Source organism: Corynebacterium glutamicum ATCC 13032 (genome assembly GCF_000011325.1).
GTDB lineage: Bacteria > Actinomycetota > Actinomycetes > Mycobacteriales > Mycobacteriaceae > Corynebacterium > Corynebacterium glutamicum.
The window spans coordinates 412,552-428,062 of the sequence record NC_003450.3 but is presented as its reverse complement, the minus strand read 5'-3'; the positions used below and the strand labels follow the sequence as shown (position 1 = coordinate 428,062).

The 15,511-nt window shown below is 56.6% G+C and carries 15 protein-coding genes; 4 read left to right on the top strand and 11 right to left on the bottom strand.

Translation table 11 applies throughout. The features are described 5' to 3' along the window. Positions 1-192 precede the first annotated feature (192 nt). The 4 genes from CGL_RS02065 to mshA are packed head-to-tail and all read right to left on the bottom strand — an operon-like array spanning position 193 to position 4,185. Positions 193-891: a response regulator transcription factor gene (locus CGL_RS02065; RefSeq protein ID WP_011013630.1), complete on the bottom strand. Its 699-nt coding sequence runs from the start codon at positions 889-891 to the stop codon at positions 193-195. Next, positions 888-2,129 (bottom strand): sensor histidine kinase, encoded by a 1,242-nt coding sequence (locus CGL_RS02060; RefSeq protein WP_003855497.1) that lies wholly within the window; start codon positions 2,127-2,129, stop codon positions 888-890. The genes CGL_RS02065 and CGL_RS02060 overlap by 4 nt, the downstream gene beginning before the upstream one ends. Before the next feature lie 10 nt (positions 2,130-2,139). After that, entirely contained in the window at positions 2,140-2,886 is a 747-nt protein-coding gene (locus CGL_RS02055; RefSeq protein ID WP_003855496.1) for a phosphoglyceromutase, read from the bottom strand. A 42-nt stretch (positions 2,887-2,928) separates the two neighbouring features. Then, positions 2,929-4,185 (bottom strand): D-inositol-3-phosphate glycosyltransferase, encoded by a 1,257-nt coding sequence (gene mshA, locus CGL_RS02050; RefSeq protein WP_011013628.1) that lies wholly within the window; start codon positions 4,183-4,185, stop codon positions 2,929-2,931. Positions 4,186-4,269: 84 nt separating this feature from the next. Between mshA and CGL_RS02045 the strand changes: the two genes are divergently transcribed. After that, a complete protein-coding gene (locus tag CGL_RS02045; RefSeq protein WP_003855494.1) occupies positions 4,270-5,976 on the top strand; it encodes a long-chain-fatty-acid--CoA ligase in 1,707 nt (568 codons plus the stop codon). 567 nt (positions 5,977-6,543) lie between these two features. Here the strand turns inward: CGL_RS02045 and CGL_RS02040 are convergent. After that, positions 6,544-7,182, bottom strand: a complete 639-nt coding sequence (locus CGL_RS02040; protein WP_011013627.1) for a DUF1801 domain-containing protein — start codon at positions 7,180-7,182, stop codon at positions 6,544-6,546. Further along, positions 7,175-8,281: a UDP-N-acetylmuramate dehydrogenase gene (locus tag CGL_RS02035; protein ID WP_003855492.1), complete on the bottom strand. Its 1,107-nt coding sequence runs from the start codon at positions 8,279-8,281 to the stop codon at positions 7,175-7,177. The genes CGL_RS02040 and CGL_RS02035 overlap by 8 nt, the downstream gene beginning before the upstream one ends. A gap of 24 nt (positions 8,282-8,305) precedes the next feature. On the opposite strand from CGL_RS02035, the gene CGL_RS02030 reads away from it, so the two are divergent. The 3 genes from CGL_RS02030 (at position 8,306) to CGL_RS02020 (ending at position 10,521) form a co-directional block, all read left to right on the top strand. Continuing rightward, the gene (locus CGL_RS02030; RefSeq protein ID WP_003855491.1) at positions 8,306-8,809 is read left to right on the top strand and encodes a DUF2505 domain-containing protein; all 504 of its coding nucleotides are present in this window, start codon (positions 8,306-8,308) and stop codon (positions 8,807-8,809) included. Continuing rightward, entirely contained in the window at positions 8,810-9,625 is an 816-nt protein-coding gene (locus CGL_RS02025) for a class I SAM-dependent methyltransferase (RefSeq protein ID WP_011013626.1), read from the top strand. 83 nt (positions 9,626-9,708) lie between these two features. Next, complete coding sequence (locus tag CGL_RS02020) at positions 9,709-10,521, top strand: LmeA family phospholipid-binding protein (protein WP_011013625.1); 813 nt, start codon at positions 9,709-9,711, stop codon at positions 10,519-10,521. A gap of 99 nt (positions 10,522-10,620) precedes the next feature. Here the strand turns inward: CGL_RS02020 and CGL_RS02015 are convergent, their stop codons facing one another. The 5 genes from CGL_RS02015 to CGL_RS01995 form a co-directional block, all read right to left on the bottom strand. After that, positions 10,621-11,460: an HtaA domain-containing protein gene (locus CGL_RS02015; RefSeq protein ID WP_011013624.1), complete on the bottom strand. Its 840-nt coding sequence runs from the start codon at positions 11,458-11,460 to the stop codon at positions 10,621-10,623. Then, positions 11,461-12,420 (bottom strand): HtaA domain-containing protein, encoded by a 960-nt coding sequence (locus CGL_RS15805; RefSeq protein WP_011013623.1) that lies wholly within the window; start codon positions 12,418-12,420, stop codon positions 11,461-11,463. A gap of 113 nt (positions 12,421-12,533) precedes the next feature. After that, a complete protein-coding gene (locus CGL_RS02005) occupies positions 12,534-13,349 on the bottom strand; it encodes a heme ABC transporter ATP-binding protein (protein ID WP_011013622.1) in 816 nt (271 codons plus the stop codon). Then, positions 13,350-14,426 (bottom strand): FecCD family ABC transporter permease, encoded by a 1,077-nt coding sequence (locus tag CGL_RS02000; protein WP_003859752.1) that lies wholly within the window; start codon positions 14,424-14,426, stop codon positions 13,350-13,352. Then, positions 14,427-15,506, bottom strand: a complete 1,080-nt coding sequence (locus CGL_RS01995; RefSeq protein ID WP_003859750.1) for a heme/hemin ABC transporter substrate-binding protein — start codon at positions 15,504-15,506, stop codon at positions 14,427-14,429. Positions 15,507-15,511: the final 5 nt, after the last annotated feature.

Sequence of the window (15,511 nt, the reverse complement as noted above, 5' to 3'; positions counted from 1 at the left end):
TCCAAGGCCAACTTTTCACCCCGACCAGACAGGTGTGCCCACGAATCCTCAAATCGAAACACTTGGGCAACTGGGACCGGTTTCGAAAGCGATAAACCAAACCAGAGTGCCCACCAACTCGGAAAACCCGAACCGTGGGCACGTGTGTCTGGTTTTAACTAAGTTGAGCGCCCAACAGGGCCTAACAGAGCCCTACAGCTCGAATTTGTAGCCCAATCCACGCACGGTCACGAGGTAACGAGGGCGAGATGGCTCTTCTTCGATCTTGGAACGCAACCTTTTGACATGAACGTCGAGGGTTTTGGTGTCGCCGACGTAATCTGCGCCCCAAATTCGGTCGATGAGCTGTCCGCGGGTGAGGACTCGGCCGGCGTTTCGGAGGAGGTACTCCAGAAGGTCGAATTCCTTCAGTGGCATGCTCACTGGTTCGCCACCGACGGTGACGGTGTGGGAATCGACGTCCATGCGGACGCGGCCGCCTTCGAGGATTTGATCGTCAAGTGGTAATTCTTCGGCTTCGGTTTCAGTAACTCCGCGTCGGCGCAGGACAGCGCGGATGCGGGCGATGAGTTCGCGGGAAGAATATGGCTTGGTTACATAATCATCGGCGCCGAGTTCGAGGCCAACAACTTTGTCGATCTCGGAGTCGCGGGCGGTGACCATGATGACGGGAACAGTGGATACGCTGCGGAGTTCTTTGCATACGTCGGTGCCAGACATGCCTGGGAGCATGAGGTCTAAGAGGACGATGTCGATTTCGTTGCGACTGAACTCCACAAGTGCGGTTGGGCCATCACCGGCGATGATGGTGTCAAAACCTTCTTTGCGAAGAAGAAAGGCCAAAGGATCTGCTAACGATTCCTCATCTTCAACGATCAGGATTCTCGTCATGATTTTTCCTTTCGGCGCCCAGATGCTTTGGACGCAGTCGTACGAATAGGTGAATCCAAACTAGGTCCCTGCTTAGATCCTGCCGGTTCCTTGGACTCTGGGTGGTATACAGGGAGTTCAAGTGTAAATGTGGAGCCTGTTCCAGGACGTGACCACAAACTAATACTACCGCCATGGTTAGCCATGACATGTTTGACTATCGCGAGGCCAAGGCCAGTTCCGCCGGTTTGGCGGGAGCGGGCTTTGTCGACGCGGAAGAATCTTTCGAAAACTCGGCCTTGGTCTTCGGGTGCGATGCCAATGCCACGGTCGGTTACTCGGATCATGACCACGTCGTTTCGGATGCTTTGTGAAACGGAGACGGGGACTGATTTTGGTGAGTAGTTGATTGCATTGCTGATCAGGTTCGCCAGGGCTGTGACCAGCAGGGATCGATCGGCTTCTACCCAAACGCCGGTGCGGTCGCCGCGAATGATTTCGATGTTGGCGTTGTCGGCGGCGAGTTGGGTGCGTTCGATGGCTTCGCTGATGATGTCGTCAGCCTGGACGGGTTCCATATCAGGGAGTCGTTCGGCGCCCTGAAGTTTGGAAAGGGAGATCAGTTCGTTGATCATGTCGGCCATGCGGTGGGCTTCGCGGTGGAGCCTGGATCCGAAGTATTCGACTTGTTCTGGGTCGTCGGAGGATTCCATGAGGGCTTCCGCGAGGAGTGCCATGCCGCCGACGGGGGTTTTCAGTTCGTGGGAGACGTTTGCGACGAAGTCTCGGCGTGCCGATTCCATGCGCACGTTTTCGGATTCGTCGGAGGCATAGATGATCACGAAACGATCGTCGATAAGCGTTAAAGGCTTGACCACTGCCTGCACTGCGGTGATGCGACTACCCGGGCGCCGCGGATTGCGGTCTGGGTGGACGTCGAGTGAGTGGGTTTCTTGGTCTTGGAAGGCTTCCTGGGCGACGCGCCAAACGTTGCCGTCGACGGATCTTTCGTGGACGATGCCCAATTCGTGGGCGCGGCCGTTGGATAAGATGACGTCGCCGGTGCGATCGACAACCGTGATTCCCGTTGGGGAGCCTTGAATCGCCAGGTGGAGGACCTGCCCCACCGTGGTGACCTGGTTTTCGGACAGGGTGACCGCGGACTTGTGGCGACGCATCCGATCTTTAATTTTCGTATACGCAGGTAGGGCGAGGCCCATGAGGACCACGCCCAATACGAAAGCAAGAAGAGTGCTCACCTACAAATAGCTACTTATTACCCTGGTTTGCTACTGCTGCTGCGCCGGCTGCTGCTGCCTCAGGATCGAGGTAGGTGCCGCCTGGGTTTACTACGGAACCGTCTTCGGCGATTTCGTAGACCAGTGGGATGCCGGTTGGGATGTTGAGCTCTGCGATATCAGCATCGGAGATGCCGTCAAGGTGCTTAACCAGCGCACGCAGGGAGTTGCCGTGTGCTGCGATGAGGACGGTTTCGCCCTTCTTTGCGCGTGGCAGGATTTCTTCCTCGAAGTAAGGAACAAAACGAACCACAACGTCCTTGAGGCATTCGGTGCGTGGAACTACGTCGAGGTCCGCGTAACGAGGGTCATTTGCCTGGGAGTACTCTGCGTCATCCGCGAGCTCTGGTGGTGGGGTGTCGTAGGAGCGGCGCCATTCCATGAACTGGTCGTCGCCGTATTTTTCCTTGGTTGCAGCCTTGTCAAGGCCCTGCAGTGCGCCGTAGTGACGCTCGTTGAGGCGCCAGTCGCGGATCACTGGGATCCAGTGGCGGTCTGCAGCGTTCAGTGCGATGTTTGCAGTGCGGATCGCGCGACGCAGCAAGGAGGTGTATACAACGCCTGGGAGGACGCCTGCCTCGACGAGGAGTTCGCCTCCGCGCTTGGCCTCAGCCTCACCCTGTTCGGTCAGATTGACGTCGACCCATCCAGTGAACTGGTTGGATGCGTTCCATTCGCTCTGACCGTGACGAAGAAGAATCAATTTTCCGTTAGTCATAGGTACTAGTTTGCCACTTTATGTTCCACGACGCGCGTTTACTTAGCCGTGATGCGTTTCACCGTCGACATTTTCGTTGGCAATAGCGTCGTTGTACAGCGACGATAGCTGTGCGGCGGTGGCCGCCCAGGAGAATGTTCTGGCGTGTTCGACGGCGTCTTCACCCATTCTGATGCGCGTTTCGTCATCGTCCAAGAGTGTGGCTAAGGCGTCGGCCCAGGCATGCGGGGAGTGGCCGTCGACAAGCAATCCCGTCTCCCCTTCCGCGACTGCGATGGGCAGGCCGCCAACCCGGGCCGCAATGACCGGTGTGCCGCTGGCTTGCGCCTCCATGGCGACGAGTCCGAAGGACTCATTAAAACTTGGCACGGCCACGATGTCCGCCGCCCGATACACGGCCACTAGCTCGCTCGGCGGGCGCGGGTCCAAAAAGCGAATTCGCTTTTCGACGCCCAGTTCCTCTGCCATATGCCTATAGGTATCCGGTGTCGCATTCGGACCAGAAGGGCCGCCACAAATAATGACGCGCAGATTTCGGTCCGGATCGCGATCAAACAACGCCGCAACCGCCTTGATCAGCACCTGCGGGCCCTTAAACGGCTGCAACCGACCCACAAAAGCCACTACCTTTGTGTGCAGCGGAATGCCCAGCTCACGACGGGAACGTTCCGTCGCGCGATCATTTCCAGGGCTATAAAGTTCCACGTCCGCACCCGGTGACACCACAGAAATCCGATCCGGATCCGCATCGTAGTGATGCATCAAATCCTGCATCTCCTCCTGAGTGTTCACCGCCAACACGTCAGCGTTATCCACCAGCTGCTGCTCACAAATGCGACGCGCCTCCGACTCCGGAGTGTCCGAATCATCCCGATAAGAATTCTTCACCGCCGCCAAAGTGTGTGCCGTATGAATAAGGGGAATCCGCCACAAATCGCGCAGCAACCACCCCACCTGACCAGACAGCCAATAGTGAGAATGGATCAGATCATAAGTAACCTTCTCCCGGCGCGTAAACGACAACATTCCGCCGGTAAACGCCGCCAACTGAGTAGGAAGCTCCTCTTTGGAAAGCCCCTCATACGGCCCCGCAGCGATATTAATGACCCGCAAATTCTCAGCTACTCTCACGATCTCACCCTGAGAAGGCCTCGTGGCACGAGTGTAAATATCGACCTCGATACCCTGTTTCGCTAGCTCAGTCGCGGTCGAAAGAATGTAGACGTTCATGCCGCCTGAATCACCAGTTCCGGGCTGCTGCAATGGAGAGGTGTGCATGGAAATCATAGCTACGCGCATGCCCACATTCTAGATCGCCGAAGAAAGCAGCGGGACGTCTCTATATACTAAAGGGCACTAAAGCAACGCAGTTGAAGGGACACCATGTCAGCATACGAAACCAAAGAATGGCTCCAGCACTACCCAGAGTGGACGCCACACTCGCTGGAATATGGCGACACCACCCTGCTGGACGTTTACGACAACAACCTGGCCATCAACGCAGACAAGCCAGCCACCTACTTTTTCGGTCGTTCACAAACCTACGGTGAACTGGACAAAGAAGTCCGCAAAACTGCCGCTGGCCTGCGCGCACTAGGTGTCCGCCCCGGCGATCACGTAGCGATTATCCTCCCCAACTGCCCACAGCACATCGCAGCTTTCTACGCAGTGCTGAAACTCGGCGCAGTAGTCATTGAGCACAACCCGCTCTACACCGCCCACGAACTGCTCGAACCCTTCAAAGACCACGGTGCCCGCGTTGCCATCGTCTGGGACAAAGCCTCCCCCACCGTCGAACAGCTACGTGGACAGACCCAGTTGGAAACCATCGTGTCGGTCAACATGATCAACGCGATGCCACCACTCCAGCGCCTAGCACTTCGGCTCCCAATCCCTGCACTGCGCAAGAGCCGCGAATCCCTCTCCGGCGCAGCCCCCAACACCGTTCCTTTTGAAACCCTGACCAGCGCAGCAATGGGCGGCGACGGCGACGACGTAGTTTCAGAACCCACCGTGACCAAAGAATCCGTCGCGCTGATCCTCTACACCTCCGGCACCACCGGACGCCCCAAGGGTGCCCAGCTCACCCACGGAAACCTGTTCTCCAATCTCCTCCAAGGAAAGCACTGGGTTCCAGGTCTCGGAGACAAACCAGAACGCATGCTTGCAGCCCTACCAATGTTCCACGCATACGGTCTGACCATGGTCGGCACACTGTCCGTGTTCATCGGTGGCGAAATGGTGCTACTTCCCACCCCACGCATCGACCTGATCATGAACGTAATGAAAAAGCACACCCCAACCTGGCTACCAGGCGTGCCCACCCTTTACGAAAAAATCGTCGACGCCTCCGAAAAAGAAGGAATCCCCATCAAGGGAGTCCGCAACGCCTTCTCCGGTGCATCCACACTCTCCCAGCGCACCGTTGAACGCTGGGAAAAGCACACCGGCGGACGCCTCGTCGAAGGCTACGGCCTCACCGAAACCTCCCCCATCATCGTGGGTAACCCCATGAGCGATCACCGACGCCAAGGCTACGTAGGAATCCCCTTCCCCGACACCATCGTGCGCATCGCAAACCCAGAAAACCTCGACGAAACCATGCCCGACGGCAGCGAAGGCGAAGTCCTAGTCAAGGGCCCACAGGTGTTCAAGGGTTACCTCAACCAGGAAGAAGCCACCAAGAACAGCTTCCACGGCGAGTGGTACCGCACCGGCGACGTCGGAGTGATGGAAGAAGACGGGTTCATCCGCCTAGTTGCTCGCATCAAGGAAGTCATCATCACTGGCGGTTTCAACGTGTACCCAGCTGAGGTTGAAGAAGTCCTCGCAGAGCACCCAGACATTGAAGATTCCGCAGTCGTTGGTATCCCGCGTGAAGACGGCTCCGAAAACGTCGTTGCTGCCATCACTTTGGTGGAAGGTGCAGCGCTGGATCCGGATGGCCTGAAGGAATTCGCCCGCAAGAACCTCACCCGCTACAAGGTTCCGCGCACTTTCTACCACTTTGAGGAGATGCCGCGGGATCAGATGGGCAAGATTAGGCGTCGTGAAGTGCAGGCGGAGTTGTTGAAGAAGCTCGGCAAGTAGACGCCGATTTAAGAGGTCGAGTTTCCCAAATGGGCACTTACCCCAACTGGCGCTAGTTCACCCCCCAGAAGCGATTCTGAGGGGTTTCCACTTTGTAACCAGTGGGACTGATGTGATTCCTGAAAGATTCCAGGGCAAGGATCAACCACGTTTCAAAGGAAAACTCGAATCTGTGGTGGATCCTCGCGGTTTCAGATAGCGAAGACGCAAAAATCCACCACAAATCCACTAATCAGAGCAATTTGTGGTGGGGATTTGCAACTCAGGCCCCGCACGAGTGGACGTTGAAGAAGCTCGGCAAGTAGACGCCGATTTAAGAGGTCGAGTTTCCCAAATGGGCACTTACCCCAACTGGCGCTAGATAACCCCTCAGAAGCGATTCTGAGGGGTTTCCCATTTGTGGCCAGTGGGACTGGTGTGATTCCTGAAAGTTTGCAGGGCAAGGATCCACCACGTTTCAAAGGAAAACTCGAATCTGTGGTGAATCCTTGCGGTTTCAGGTGGCGGAGACGCAAAAATCCACCACAAAATCGCTGATCAGAGCAACTTGTGGTGGGGATTTGCAACCTAGCCTTGGCCGGCCCATGACTCGCTGATCATGGCCTCTAAAACATCCAAATCGATGTCTTCCGGTTTATTGATGTACACGCATCCGCGGCCTTCGGTGTATTTTCCAAGTTTCTGCAGCAATTCCTCACCGCGAGGCGAATCCTTCAGGCCATACAGGCAGATTTTGGACTTCGCCGGGCTGAAACCACACTGAAACCAATCGCCTTCCCTTCCGGTGTGGGAAACGTAGTGGACTGAGCCGTATCCGATCATGGAGGGTCCCCACATTTTGGGTTCCGCGCCGGTGACGCGACCGAAGATCGATAGCAATTGGTGCCCGTGAGCAACCCGACGCCCCTCTAGACCATCGACGTATGCGACGGGATCCACGGAAGTGATGTGAGTTTTGATATCTGAGGCCACTTTACCGGTGTGACCTGGGGTGATGGTGGCGCCTTTTGTTTCTTCCCCCAGGGAAAGGCCACGTTCCAACAATGCTGCCTGGATCCTGCCGAGGCCAGTTTTTCCGACACCATGCAGGGCAATCAACGTCTTGTAGGGAACACCGTCGAGGGATTCTAAAGTGGAGTATCCGGCATTTTCCAACGCCCTGTGCAGTGGGGCGGCGGTGCCAGGGACGTCGGAAAATTCAGTCATCGATGCTGATTCCAATCCAGACGGGTTCTGGGACGAGGGTGACGCCGAAGGTTTCGAGGACTCCGTCGCGGATTTCTTTGGCTAATGCGACGAGGTCGGAGGCGCGGGCGTCGCCACGGTTGGTGAGTGCGAGGGTGTGTTTGGTGCTCAGGGAGGCTTTTGCGCCTGCGCCGGGGTGTCCCTTTTTGAAGCCGGCGCGTTCGATGAGCCAGGCTGCGGAGAGTTTTTCTTTGCCATCGCCGGCTGGGAAGCGGGGCATGGTGGGTTCGCCGACTTTTTCAAAGACTGCGTCGGCAAGGGCTGGGTCGACGATTGGGTTGGTGAAGAAGGATCCGGCGGACCAGGTGTCGTGGTCGGTGTGTTCCACGACCATGCCTTTGGCGCGGCGGAGTTCTAGGACGGCGTCGCGGACCATGCGGACGGGGCGACGTGGGTGGGGTTCGGCCTCGGAGATCGCTAATCGACGTCCCAATTCACCAAAACGTAGCGGCGCGGACAATCCGTCGGTGAGGAGCTGGAGTTCGATCGCCAAGACGACTGCGCGGTTGGTGAATTTGAGATTGGAGTATCGGTAAGAGAGGTCGAGTTCGGAGGCGTCGACCCAGGAGACTTGGTGGGTGGTGCGGTCGAGAAGCTGGACGCGGGTGAGTACATCGGAAACTTCCGTGCCGTAGGCGCCCACGTTTTGGACTGGGGTGGCGCCGGCGGAGCCGGGGATTCCGGAGAGGCATTCAATTCCACCGAGGCCGGCATCCACCGAAAGGTGGACAACATCGTCCCAAACAGCGCCTGCATCGGCGGTGAGGAGACCGTCGGTGAGGTTGATGGAGACGTCGTCGGTTTCGATGATGACGGCAATAACATCCAGATCGCCGTCGGCCACGACGAGATTGGACCCGCCGCCGACGATGAGGAGGGGGAGGGAGGCGTCGTCAAGCAATTTTATGGCGCTGACCAGCGCCTCCGTGGTCTGGCAACGTACGGCGCTGCGGGGTTTTCCGCCGATGCGGAGGGTCGTCAGATCGGCGAAAGTGACTTCCGAATCGAGTTCGACGCCGTCGATCGCGGCGATTTCCTGGGCTAGCGATGAATCCAACACCCCACTAACGGTAGTCTTATCCTCATGGCAACGCGTACAGAAAACACCATTACGATCAATCAGCCCGTCGGCAAGGTGCACCAAGCACTGACCACCGAAGCCTACTGGGCATACATCGCAGAGAACCTCTCCCCCGAAGCTGGCGAGGTCAACGAGTTCACCGCAGCTGACGGTGGCGCAACCGCAACCCTTTTTGAGGTCCTCCCACTCGAGGTCCTCCCAGAGGCAGTTCGCGCAATGATCAGCCAGGCACTGAAGGTCAAGCGAGTCCTCACGGTTCCTGCACTGACCAACAACGCCACAACCGTCGAGTACAACGCTGACGTCAAGGGCACCCCTGTTGATTTCAAGGGCACCATCGCCATCAACGGCGACGACGCAGCAACCACCTTCGACTACAGCAACGAAGTGTCCGTGAACATCCCATTCATGGGCCCTGCAATCGAGCCTAAGGTTGCCGACGCACTCGGCGAGCTCTTCGCAAACGAAGGCGCTCTGACCGAAAAGTGGATCTCCGAGAACCTCTAAATGGCTGATCACGCCCACAATCTGCGCGCCTCTTTCCGCAAGGGTGCAAACGGAAAGCAGAAGCCAATCGGCGTGATCACCCGCGGCACCACCGGTGTGAACCGCCTACGGCGCTTCGATCGGTGGTGCTTTCATCATCCCAAAATACGTTCGCTTCTCGACGCCACTTCCCTGGCGTTAGATGTCGGGTACGGCGCCAGCCACACAACCACCGTCGAATGGGGACGTTGGCTCCACCGCCTCCAACCCGACATGGATGTCATCGGCCTAGAAATCAACCCCGAACGAGTCCTCGAACCCCAAAACGGCGTGTCCTTTGAACTCGGCGGATTCGAACTTGCCGGCTACACCCCACAACTCGTGCGCGCCTTCAACGTGCTGCGCCAATACGACGTGGACCAAGTCGAAGCCGCATGGGAAACCGTCACCTCCAGACTTGCCCCAGGCGGACTGTTTTTCGAAGGCACCTGCGATGAAATCGGCAAACGCTGCACCTGGATCACACTTAACTCAGACGGCCCACAAGAACTCACCCTTGCATGGGATCCTTGGGGAATCTCCACCCCCTCCGATGTGGCCGAACGACTGCCCAAAATGCTCATCCACCGCAACATTCCTGGTGAAAAGATTCACGCACTGCTAGCAGCCGCTGATTTAGCCTGGGACTACTGCGCCGGCTGGGAACCCCACGGACCGCGCGTGCGCTGGGAAAAAGCCCGCGAGATGCTCATCGACCAAGGTTGGCCCATCGCAGTGTCCAGGCGACGCGTGGGCGATAGCCTGCTGACTGTACCGTGGGAAACGGTGGCGCCTTAATTGTTTTACGCGTGCTGACAGGAACCTTTTAGGTGATTAACCTGGTTTGCAACTTTCCAACCTCAGCCGGATAAGGAACACTAGTGGGCGTGGCTAAATCAAAGAAATCTGCTTTACCTAAAGTCCTGCTCACCATCGTGGTGATCCTGCTCCTGCTCGTGCTGGTAGCAGAATTCGGGCTGCGCTTCATGATCGGAAAACAACTGAAAGATGAGTTCCAAGCTCAGGCTTCCTCACAAGGAATCTCTGCAACTGAAGAGCCCTCCATCAGCTTCGGCGCATCCCCACTCCTGTTAGGCATCGCTCGGGGAAGCATCAATGAAGTCACAATCGACACCCCCGACTCCGTATCCATCACTAACCAAGACGGTGTCCCCTCCATCAGTGGCACACCAGAGTCAACTATCCAACTCCAAGGGCTTGATATCGGTGACCGCGACAACCCAGTCGCAGACCACCTCACCTTAACCACATTGGCAACCGACGATTTCATCCTGGCAACCATCCAACAGCAGATGGCCGAAGCAACCGGCGGGAACAGCACCTCCCAAGGATTCGCAGAACAGCTTATCCAGGAACTCATCAAAGTCACCGACATTACTTCCGATGCAGCTAATCAAACCATCGAAGTTGAATTCACCGACGGCGCCGCCCGAGCCTCACTGCACCCCATCGTAACGAACGGCCAACTCGGCTTTGAGATCGTAGATTCCCAACTCTTCGGATTCGGCCTCCCCGATGAAATCTCCCAAATGCTCACCGACGCACTGCAATCATCAATCAATGAAGTAGCCGGTGGCCTGCAAATCCAAAGCCTCGAAGTTGTCGACGCTGGCATCAACGTCACCCTGACCGGAGACAACATCAACATCCAGACCCTAGAAGCCGCACAGTAAAGAGCGCTTTCGCGTCTGTGACTTTTAGTCCTAAACGAAGAAAATCGCTGCCACCTCTACGGTGACAGCGATTTTTTTCTGGTTTATGGGTTTATGGGTTTATGGGGCGAAGCTTTGGATGAAGTAATTCACGATCGTGAACAACAAACCAGCCATGCCCACCATCGAACCAATCGACAACACCTGAGTAATCGTATCCCCGAAGGAACTGCTGCTGACATCAGAAGACGATGCAGAAGGGGTTTCTGGGTCCTCCGGCTCGGGGGTCGATCCACATCCCTCATCTGCAGTGAGATTCAGCGTGATTGGCGCCAACTCCTCCCCTGCCGTGTAGAAACCACCGAAAACTTCCACACCATCAGCAGTCAATGCCACATCGCCAGTCACGTTGACTGAATTAGAGGTGAGGTCTGGAGCTTTGGCAAAAGTAATCGTGGCAAGCTCAGCCTGTTCACCAGTTTGAAACTCACCCAACGTGTGGGTGTTGATGTATTCCCGAGATGTGTAATCCACCAACAACCGACCTGTAGAACCACTCAGCTCCACAGTGATGTTGGAAAAATCAAGATCCAACGTGAAATTGTTAGGGACTTCCGCGAGGTCATCACCGGGGTACAGGTTGTGTCCGGTCCAGTGCGCGCCTCCGGAAGTGGAAATCTTCGAAGACGTCACCGAATCAACTGGCCAGGTCAGTGCTGGAGTTTTGCCGTTACCGTCGGTCTGGACGCCGTCACGAACGTCCAACCCGCCCTTATATTTATAAGCACTACCATTTGCGATGTTTCCCAAAAGATAACTGTTGAAAGAATCGCGCACATTCCACCCAACATCGCCGGTGAATGTACAAATAGATTCTGCTGCATGTGCAGAGGTCGCTGGAATGGCCAACGCAGCCCCCGCGACAGAGGCTGCTAATAAGGCACTAGGAAAACGATTCATTTACTTAAACGCTGCAAGGAATCCGCTAGCTACCAGGAAGTTGTACACAAGTGCACCAACGCCACCAAGCGCTGCGAGGATGCCCAAGATTCCGAGGATATCGCCGTTGCTGCTGCTGTTGCTTCCGTCATCCTTGTTGTCATCGCCAGGCTTTTCTGGGTCGACCGAGGTTTCCGGATCTACTGGAGTCTCTGGGTCGACCGAGGTTTCCGGATCTACTGGAGTCTCAGGCTCTACAGGAACCTCAGGCTCAACGGGGGTTTCAGGCTCGTCGCATACAACTTCGTTGGTGAGGTTCAAAGTGATTGGCGCAAGTGCTTCACCTTCTGGGTAGAAGGTGCCCATGACATCGACACCAGTTGCAGTCAGCTTGGTCTGGCCGGTGACGGTGACGTTCTCCTGGGTCAGGTCGATTGGCTCATCGAAAGTGATGGTAGCCAACTCTGCCTGAGTTCCGGTGAGGAAGTCAGCGACGGTCTTGGTATCAACGAACTCACGGGACTTGAAGTCGACAAGCAGGGTGCCCTCGTTGCCATCGAATTTGACGGTTGGGTTGGAGAAGTCGAGATCAAGGATGAAGTTGTCTGGCGCCTGGGACTCGTCGTCGCCGGAGTAGTGATTGTGTCCGGTCCAGTGAACGCCACCGCCAAGTTTGACGGCTCCTTCTTCGCTGCCAAGTACTGGCCAGGTGAACTCGCGAGCTGACTTCGTGCCGGTGGTTTCTACACCGTCACGGACCTCGATGCCACCGTGGTATTTGTATGCTGCACCGTTTGCAATTGGACCTTCAAGGTAGTTGTTGAATGATTCACGCACTGACCAGTCGGCGGTTCCTGTGGTGGTGACAACGCGGCATTTGCCGGTTTTCTCGGCTGCATTAGCCGAGACTACGGTGAGGCCGGTCATGGCGATGGCGGATCCCGTGAGAGCAACGAGCGCACGGGTGGCAAGCTTGTTCATTTTTGTTCTCCTGTTCGATAACGCAATAAAAACTAGATTAGCTTAACCTAACCTGGCAAAAATGGAAGAGCCCTACCCCAAAGAGGGTAGGGTAACCTTAGTTAGTCATGTATCTAAGCTGGTGAAACCGTATTTTTCACCTGTAGTACGGAGGGTAAATTCGCCTCAGAACGGTCCGGCTCCACTCGAACATATTTTCCACTATGATCGACCCTGATAGGCCAACCGTAAACACGGGACAGCGTTTCCGTGGAATACACCTGATCAACAGAACCGGAGGCAATCACTCGACCATCACTGAGACACACAATGCTGTCGCAATATGCAGCGGCCGCATTGAGATCATGAAGGACCACAATCACTGCTGCCCCGGCGGCTGCCAGTGCTCGCGCTGTGCCCAGAGTTTGTTCTTGGTGGCTGATATCCATCGCGGCTGTTGGTTCGTCCAACAGCACAATGGGGGTTTGCTGAGCAAGGACACGGGACAAGGCAACGCGTGCCCGCTCGCCGCCTGACAGTGTGGTGATTTCACGTTCGGCAAGGTGCGATACCGAGGTGGCGGCAAGCGCTGCTTCGATGATTTCATGATCCTCTTCGGGGGTTGACGCCTTCTGCCACGGCCGCCTGCCCATTTCTACGACGTCCCACACGAGGAAGGAAAATGCCACGCTGACATCTTGAAGCATGACTGCTCGCACCCTGGCCATATCGGATGCCGCTGCTGTTGCGGGATCTAAGCCACCGACGTTGACTTCGCCTGAATCGGGAAGCCGATCGCCTGAAAGGACACTCAGCAGAGTGGATTTTCCGGCACCGTTTGGGCCGATGAGTCCCAACACTTCCCCGGGGTAGGCCTTGAGGGAGACGGCGTCGAGAAGCTTTTTTCCTTCAATGGATACGGTGACGTTGTCGAGGGAAACAATGGCCATTTAGTGCACGCCCTTTTTCATCATTCGGCGCAACATTATGAAGAATGTTGGGCCGCCGACCAGCGCTGTGAAAATGCCGATCGGCAGGTCAGCGTATGGGATGAGCGTTCTGGCGAGGATGTCAGAGACGCTGATCAGTGCTGCGCCGCCCAGTGCGGAGGCTGGTACGAGGATTTTGTTGGCAGGTCCGGTGACTGTGCGAAGCAGGTGCGGGATGATCAGGCCAACGAAGCTGATTAGTCCCGCGTATGCGACGGCACCGGCAGTGAGGAGGGTGGATACGGCGATCGCGATGATGCGCAGTTTCTTCACGTTGAGGCCGACGTGTCCGGCGGCGCTTTCGCCGAGCGCCAGCACATCGAGCTGTTTGCCCAGGCCAAATGCGGCGACGAGGCCGATTGTCACGATCACAAACACCACGTTGACGTGCGCCCATTGCGAGCCGTTGAGGGAACCCATCTGCCAGAAAATAATTTCTTCGCGGGAGCTCGTCGGCGCGATGTAGATGAAGAACGAGGTCAGCGCGCCGGATACTGCATTAATGGCGATGCCTGTGAGGATCAGGTTGATCACTTGCACACGTCCACGGCTTCTGGCCAGCTGATATACCAAAATCGTGGTGATCACCGCGGTAATAAACGCGCCGACTGCGACGGTGGATGTGCCCAAAAATGTCAGGTTAAACACGATCACCGCAGCAGCACCCACGCCCGCGCCGGAGGTCACGCCGATGATCGACGGTTCCGCCAGCGGGTTGGAAAACACCGCCTGCAACAGCGCGCCGGCCACGCCCAAAGCGGCACCCACGAGCAGTCCCAGCACGATGCGCGGCATGCGGATTTGCCACACGACTTGTTCCGCCATCGTCTGCGCACCGGTCGGACCGGAGGCTAAAATCGCAGGTAGATCGCGAATCGGGATGGTGTATTGGCCGACCAGAATCGACCACAGCGACGCCGCAATCACGATCGCGCCCAGCGCGACAAACAGCACAATCCGCACGGTCCGACGCTTAGCTATAGCACCAGGCACCCGGCCAGCTTTTTGCTTTTCGACGTCAACCTCCTTCACAACCATCTACTCGCCGCCCTGCACATACAGTTCGCGGGATGCGCGGAGCAACAACTCGCCAGTTTGGGCACCAAAGGCCAATGATTGACCATCGGGAAGCGCCAGTACTCGTTGGTTTTGTCCGGCGGTTGTCTGAGCAATGCCGGGGCGTTCCATAAGACCGTCGATACCTCCTGTCGAGACTAGTCCTTCCGACATCATCACGAAGACGTCTGGATTTAGTTCGGCAAGTGCTTCCGCGTTGGCTGGTGCCAGATCCATGATGCCCTTTTCAGCAGCCATGTCGACGCCGCCCAGGCCTTCAATGAGATCGCGTCCACCATAGGCATCGCCCAAAATGAAGAACACTCCACCAGTTCCGCGGGCATAGAGGAATACCATTTTGAGGGGATCTTCTGGGGTGAGTTCATCGACAACCGTGCTGGCCTCTTCGACTTCAGCAACGGAACGTTCCGCGAGCTTCTCCCCTTCTTCAGGAAGTCCAACGACGGAGGCGATGTCGCGGATGTCGTCGCCAATTGAGGCAATGGAACGCTGCGGCGACATGATCACCGTGGCGACACCAGCTGCGCGGATCTGATCGATGACTTCGCGTGGGCCGATCGAGTGGTCGATGATCACCAAAGTCGGATGTAAATTAAGGATCGCTTCAGCATTGAGGGTGTGTCCGCCAGTGGTGACCACCTCAGTGTCCGCCAATGCAGGCTCGGTGGAACTAACAGTACGACCCACAATATTGTCCACGAGTCCCAGGCCAGCGATGGTTTTGGAATAGGTTCCGTAGAGATCCAGTGGGAGGATGCGGGACACGTCCTCCACCACCACGTCGTTGCCATCAGCGTCGGTCAAAGAAACTGGCAGAGCTGGTGAGGCGTTGTCGGTTACGGGAACCACATCGCCGATATCTTCCACGATGCTCAAGCCTGTGAAGGTGCGCGGATCTGTTGAGGTGGAGCTTGCCTGGATCTCCTCAATCAGATCACCATTGGAAGATGCCGTAGGTGAATCCCAGCTTGCGCAGGCCGTTAAGGCCAAGCTAGCGGCGAGGACTACGGATGTAAGGGTGCGTCGAAAAGCGTTATTCATGTGAA

Coding starts and splice junctions, on each gene's coding strand:
- CGL_RS02065 (WP_011013630.1), bottom strand. CDS start 891: ATGACGAGAATCCTGATCGTTGAAGATGAGGAATCGTTAGCAGATCCT.
- CGL_RS02055 (WP_003855496.1), bottom strand. CDS start 2,886: ATGACTAACGGAAAATTGATTCTTCTTCGTCACGGTCAGAGCGAATGG.
- mshA (WP_011013628.1), bottom strand. CDS start 4,185: ATGCGCGTAGCTATGATTTCCATGCACACCTCTCCATTGCAGCAGCCC.
- CGL_RS02045 (WP_003855494.1), top strand. CDS start 4,270: ATGTCAGCATACGAAACCAAAGAATGGCTCCAGCACTACCCAGAGTGG.
- CGL_RS02040 (WP_011013627.1), bottom strand. CDS start 7,182: ATGACTGAATTTTCCGACGTCCCTGGCACCGCCGCCCCACTGCACAGG.
- CGL_RS02030 (WP_003855491.1), top strand. CDS start 8,306: ATGGCAACGCGTACAGAAAACACCATTACGATCAATCAGCCCGTCGGC.
- CGL_RS02025 (WP_011013626.1), top strand. CDS start 8,810: ATGGCTGATCACGCCCACAATCTGCGCGCCTCTTTCCGCAAGGGTGCA.
- CGL_RS02015 (WP_011013624.1), bottom strand. CDS start 11,460: ATGAATCGTTTTCCTAGTGCCTTATTAGCAGCCTCTGTCGCGGGGGCT.
- CGL_RS15805 (WP_011013623.1), bottom strand. CDS start 12,420: ATGAACAAGCTTGCCACCCGTGCGCTCGTTGCTCTCACGGGATCCGCC.
- CGL_RS02005 (WP_011013622.1), bottom strand. CDS start 13,349: ATGGCCATTGTTTCCCTCGACAACGTCACCGTATCCATTGAAGGAAAA.
- CGL_RS02000 (WP_003859752.1), bottom strand. CDS start 14,426: ATGGTTGTGAAGGAGGTTGACGTCGAAAAGCAAAAAGCTGGCCGGGTG.
- CGL_RS01995 (WP_003859750.1), bottom strand. CDS start 15,506: ATGAATAACGCTTTTCGACGCACCCTTACATCCGTAGTCCTCGCCGCT.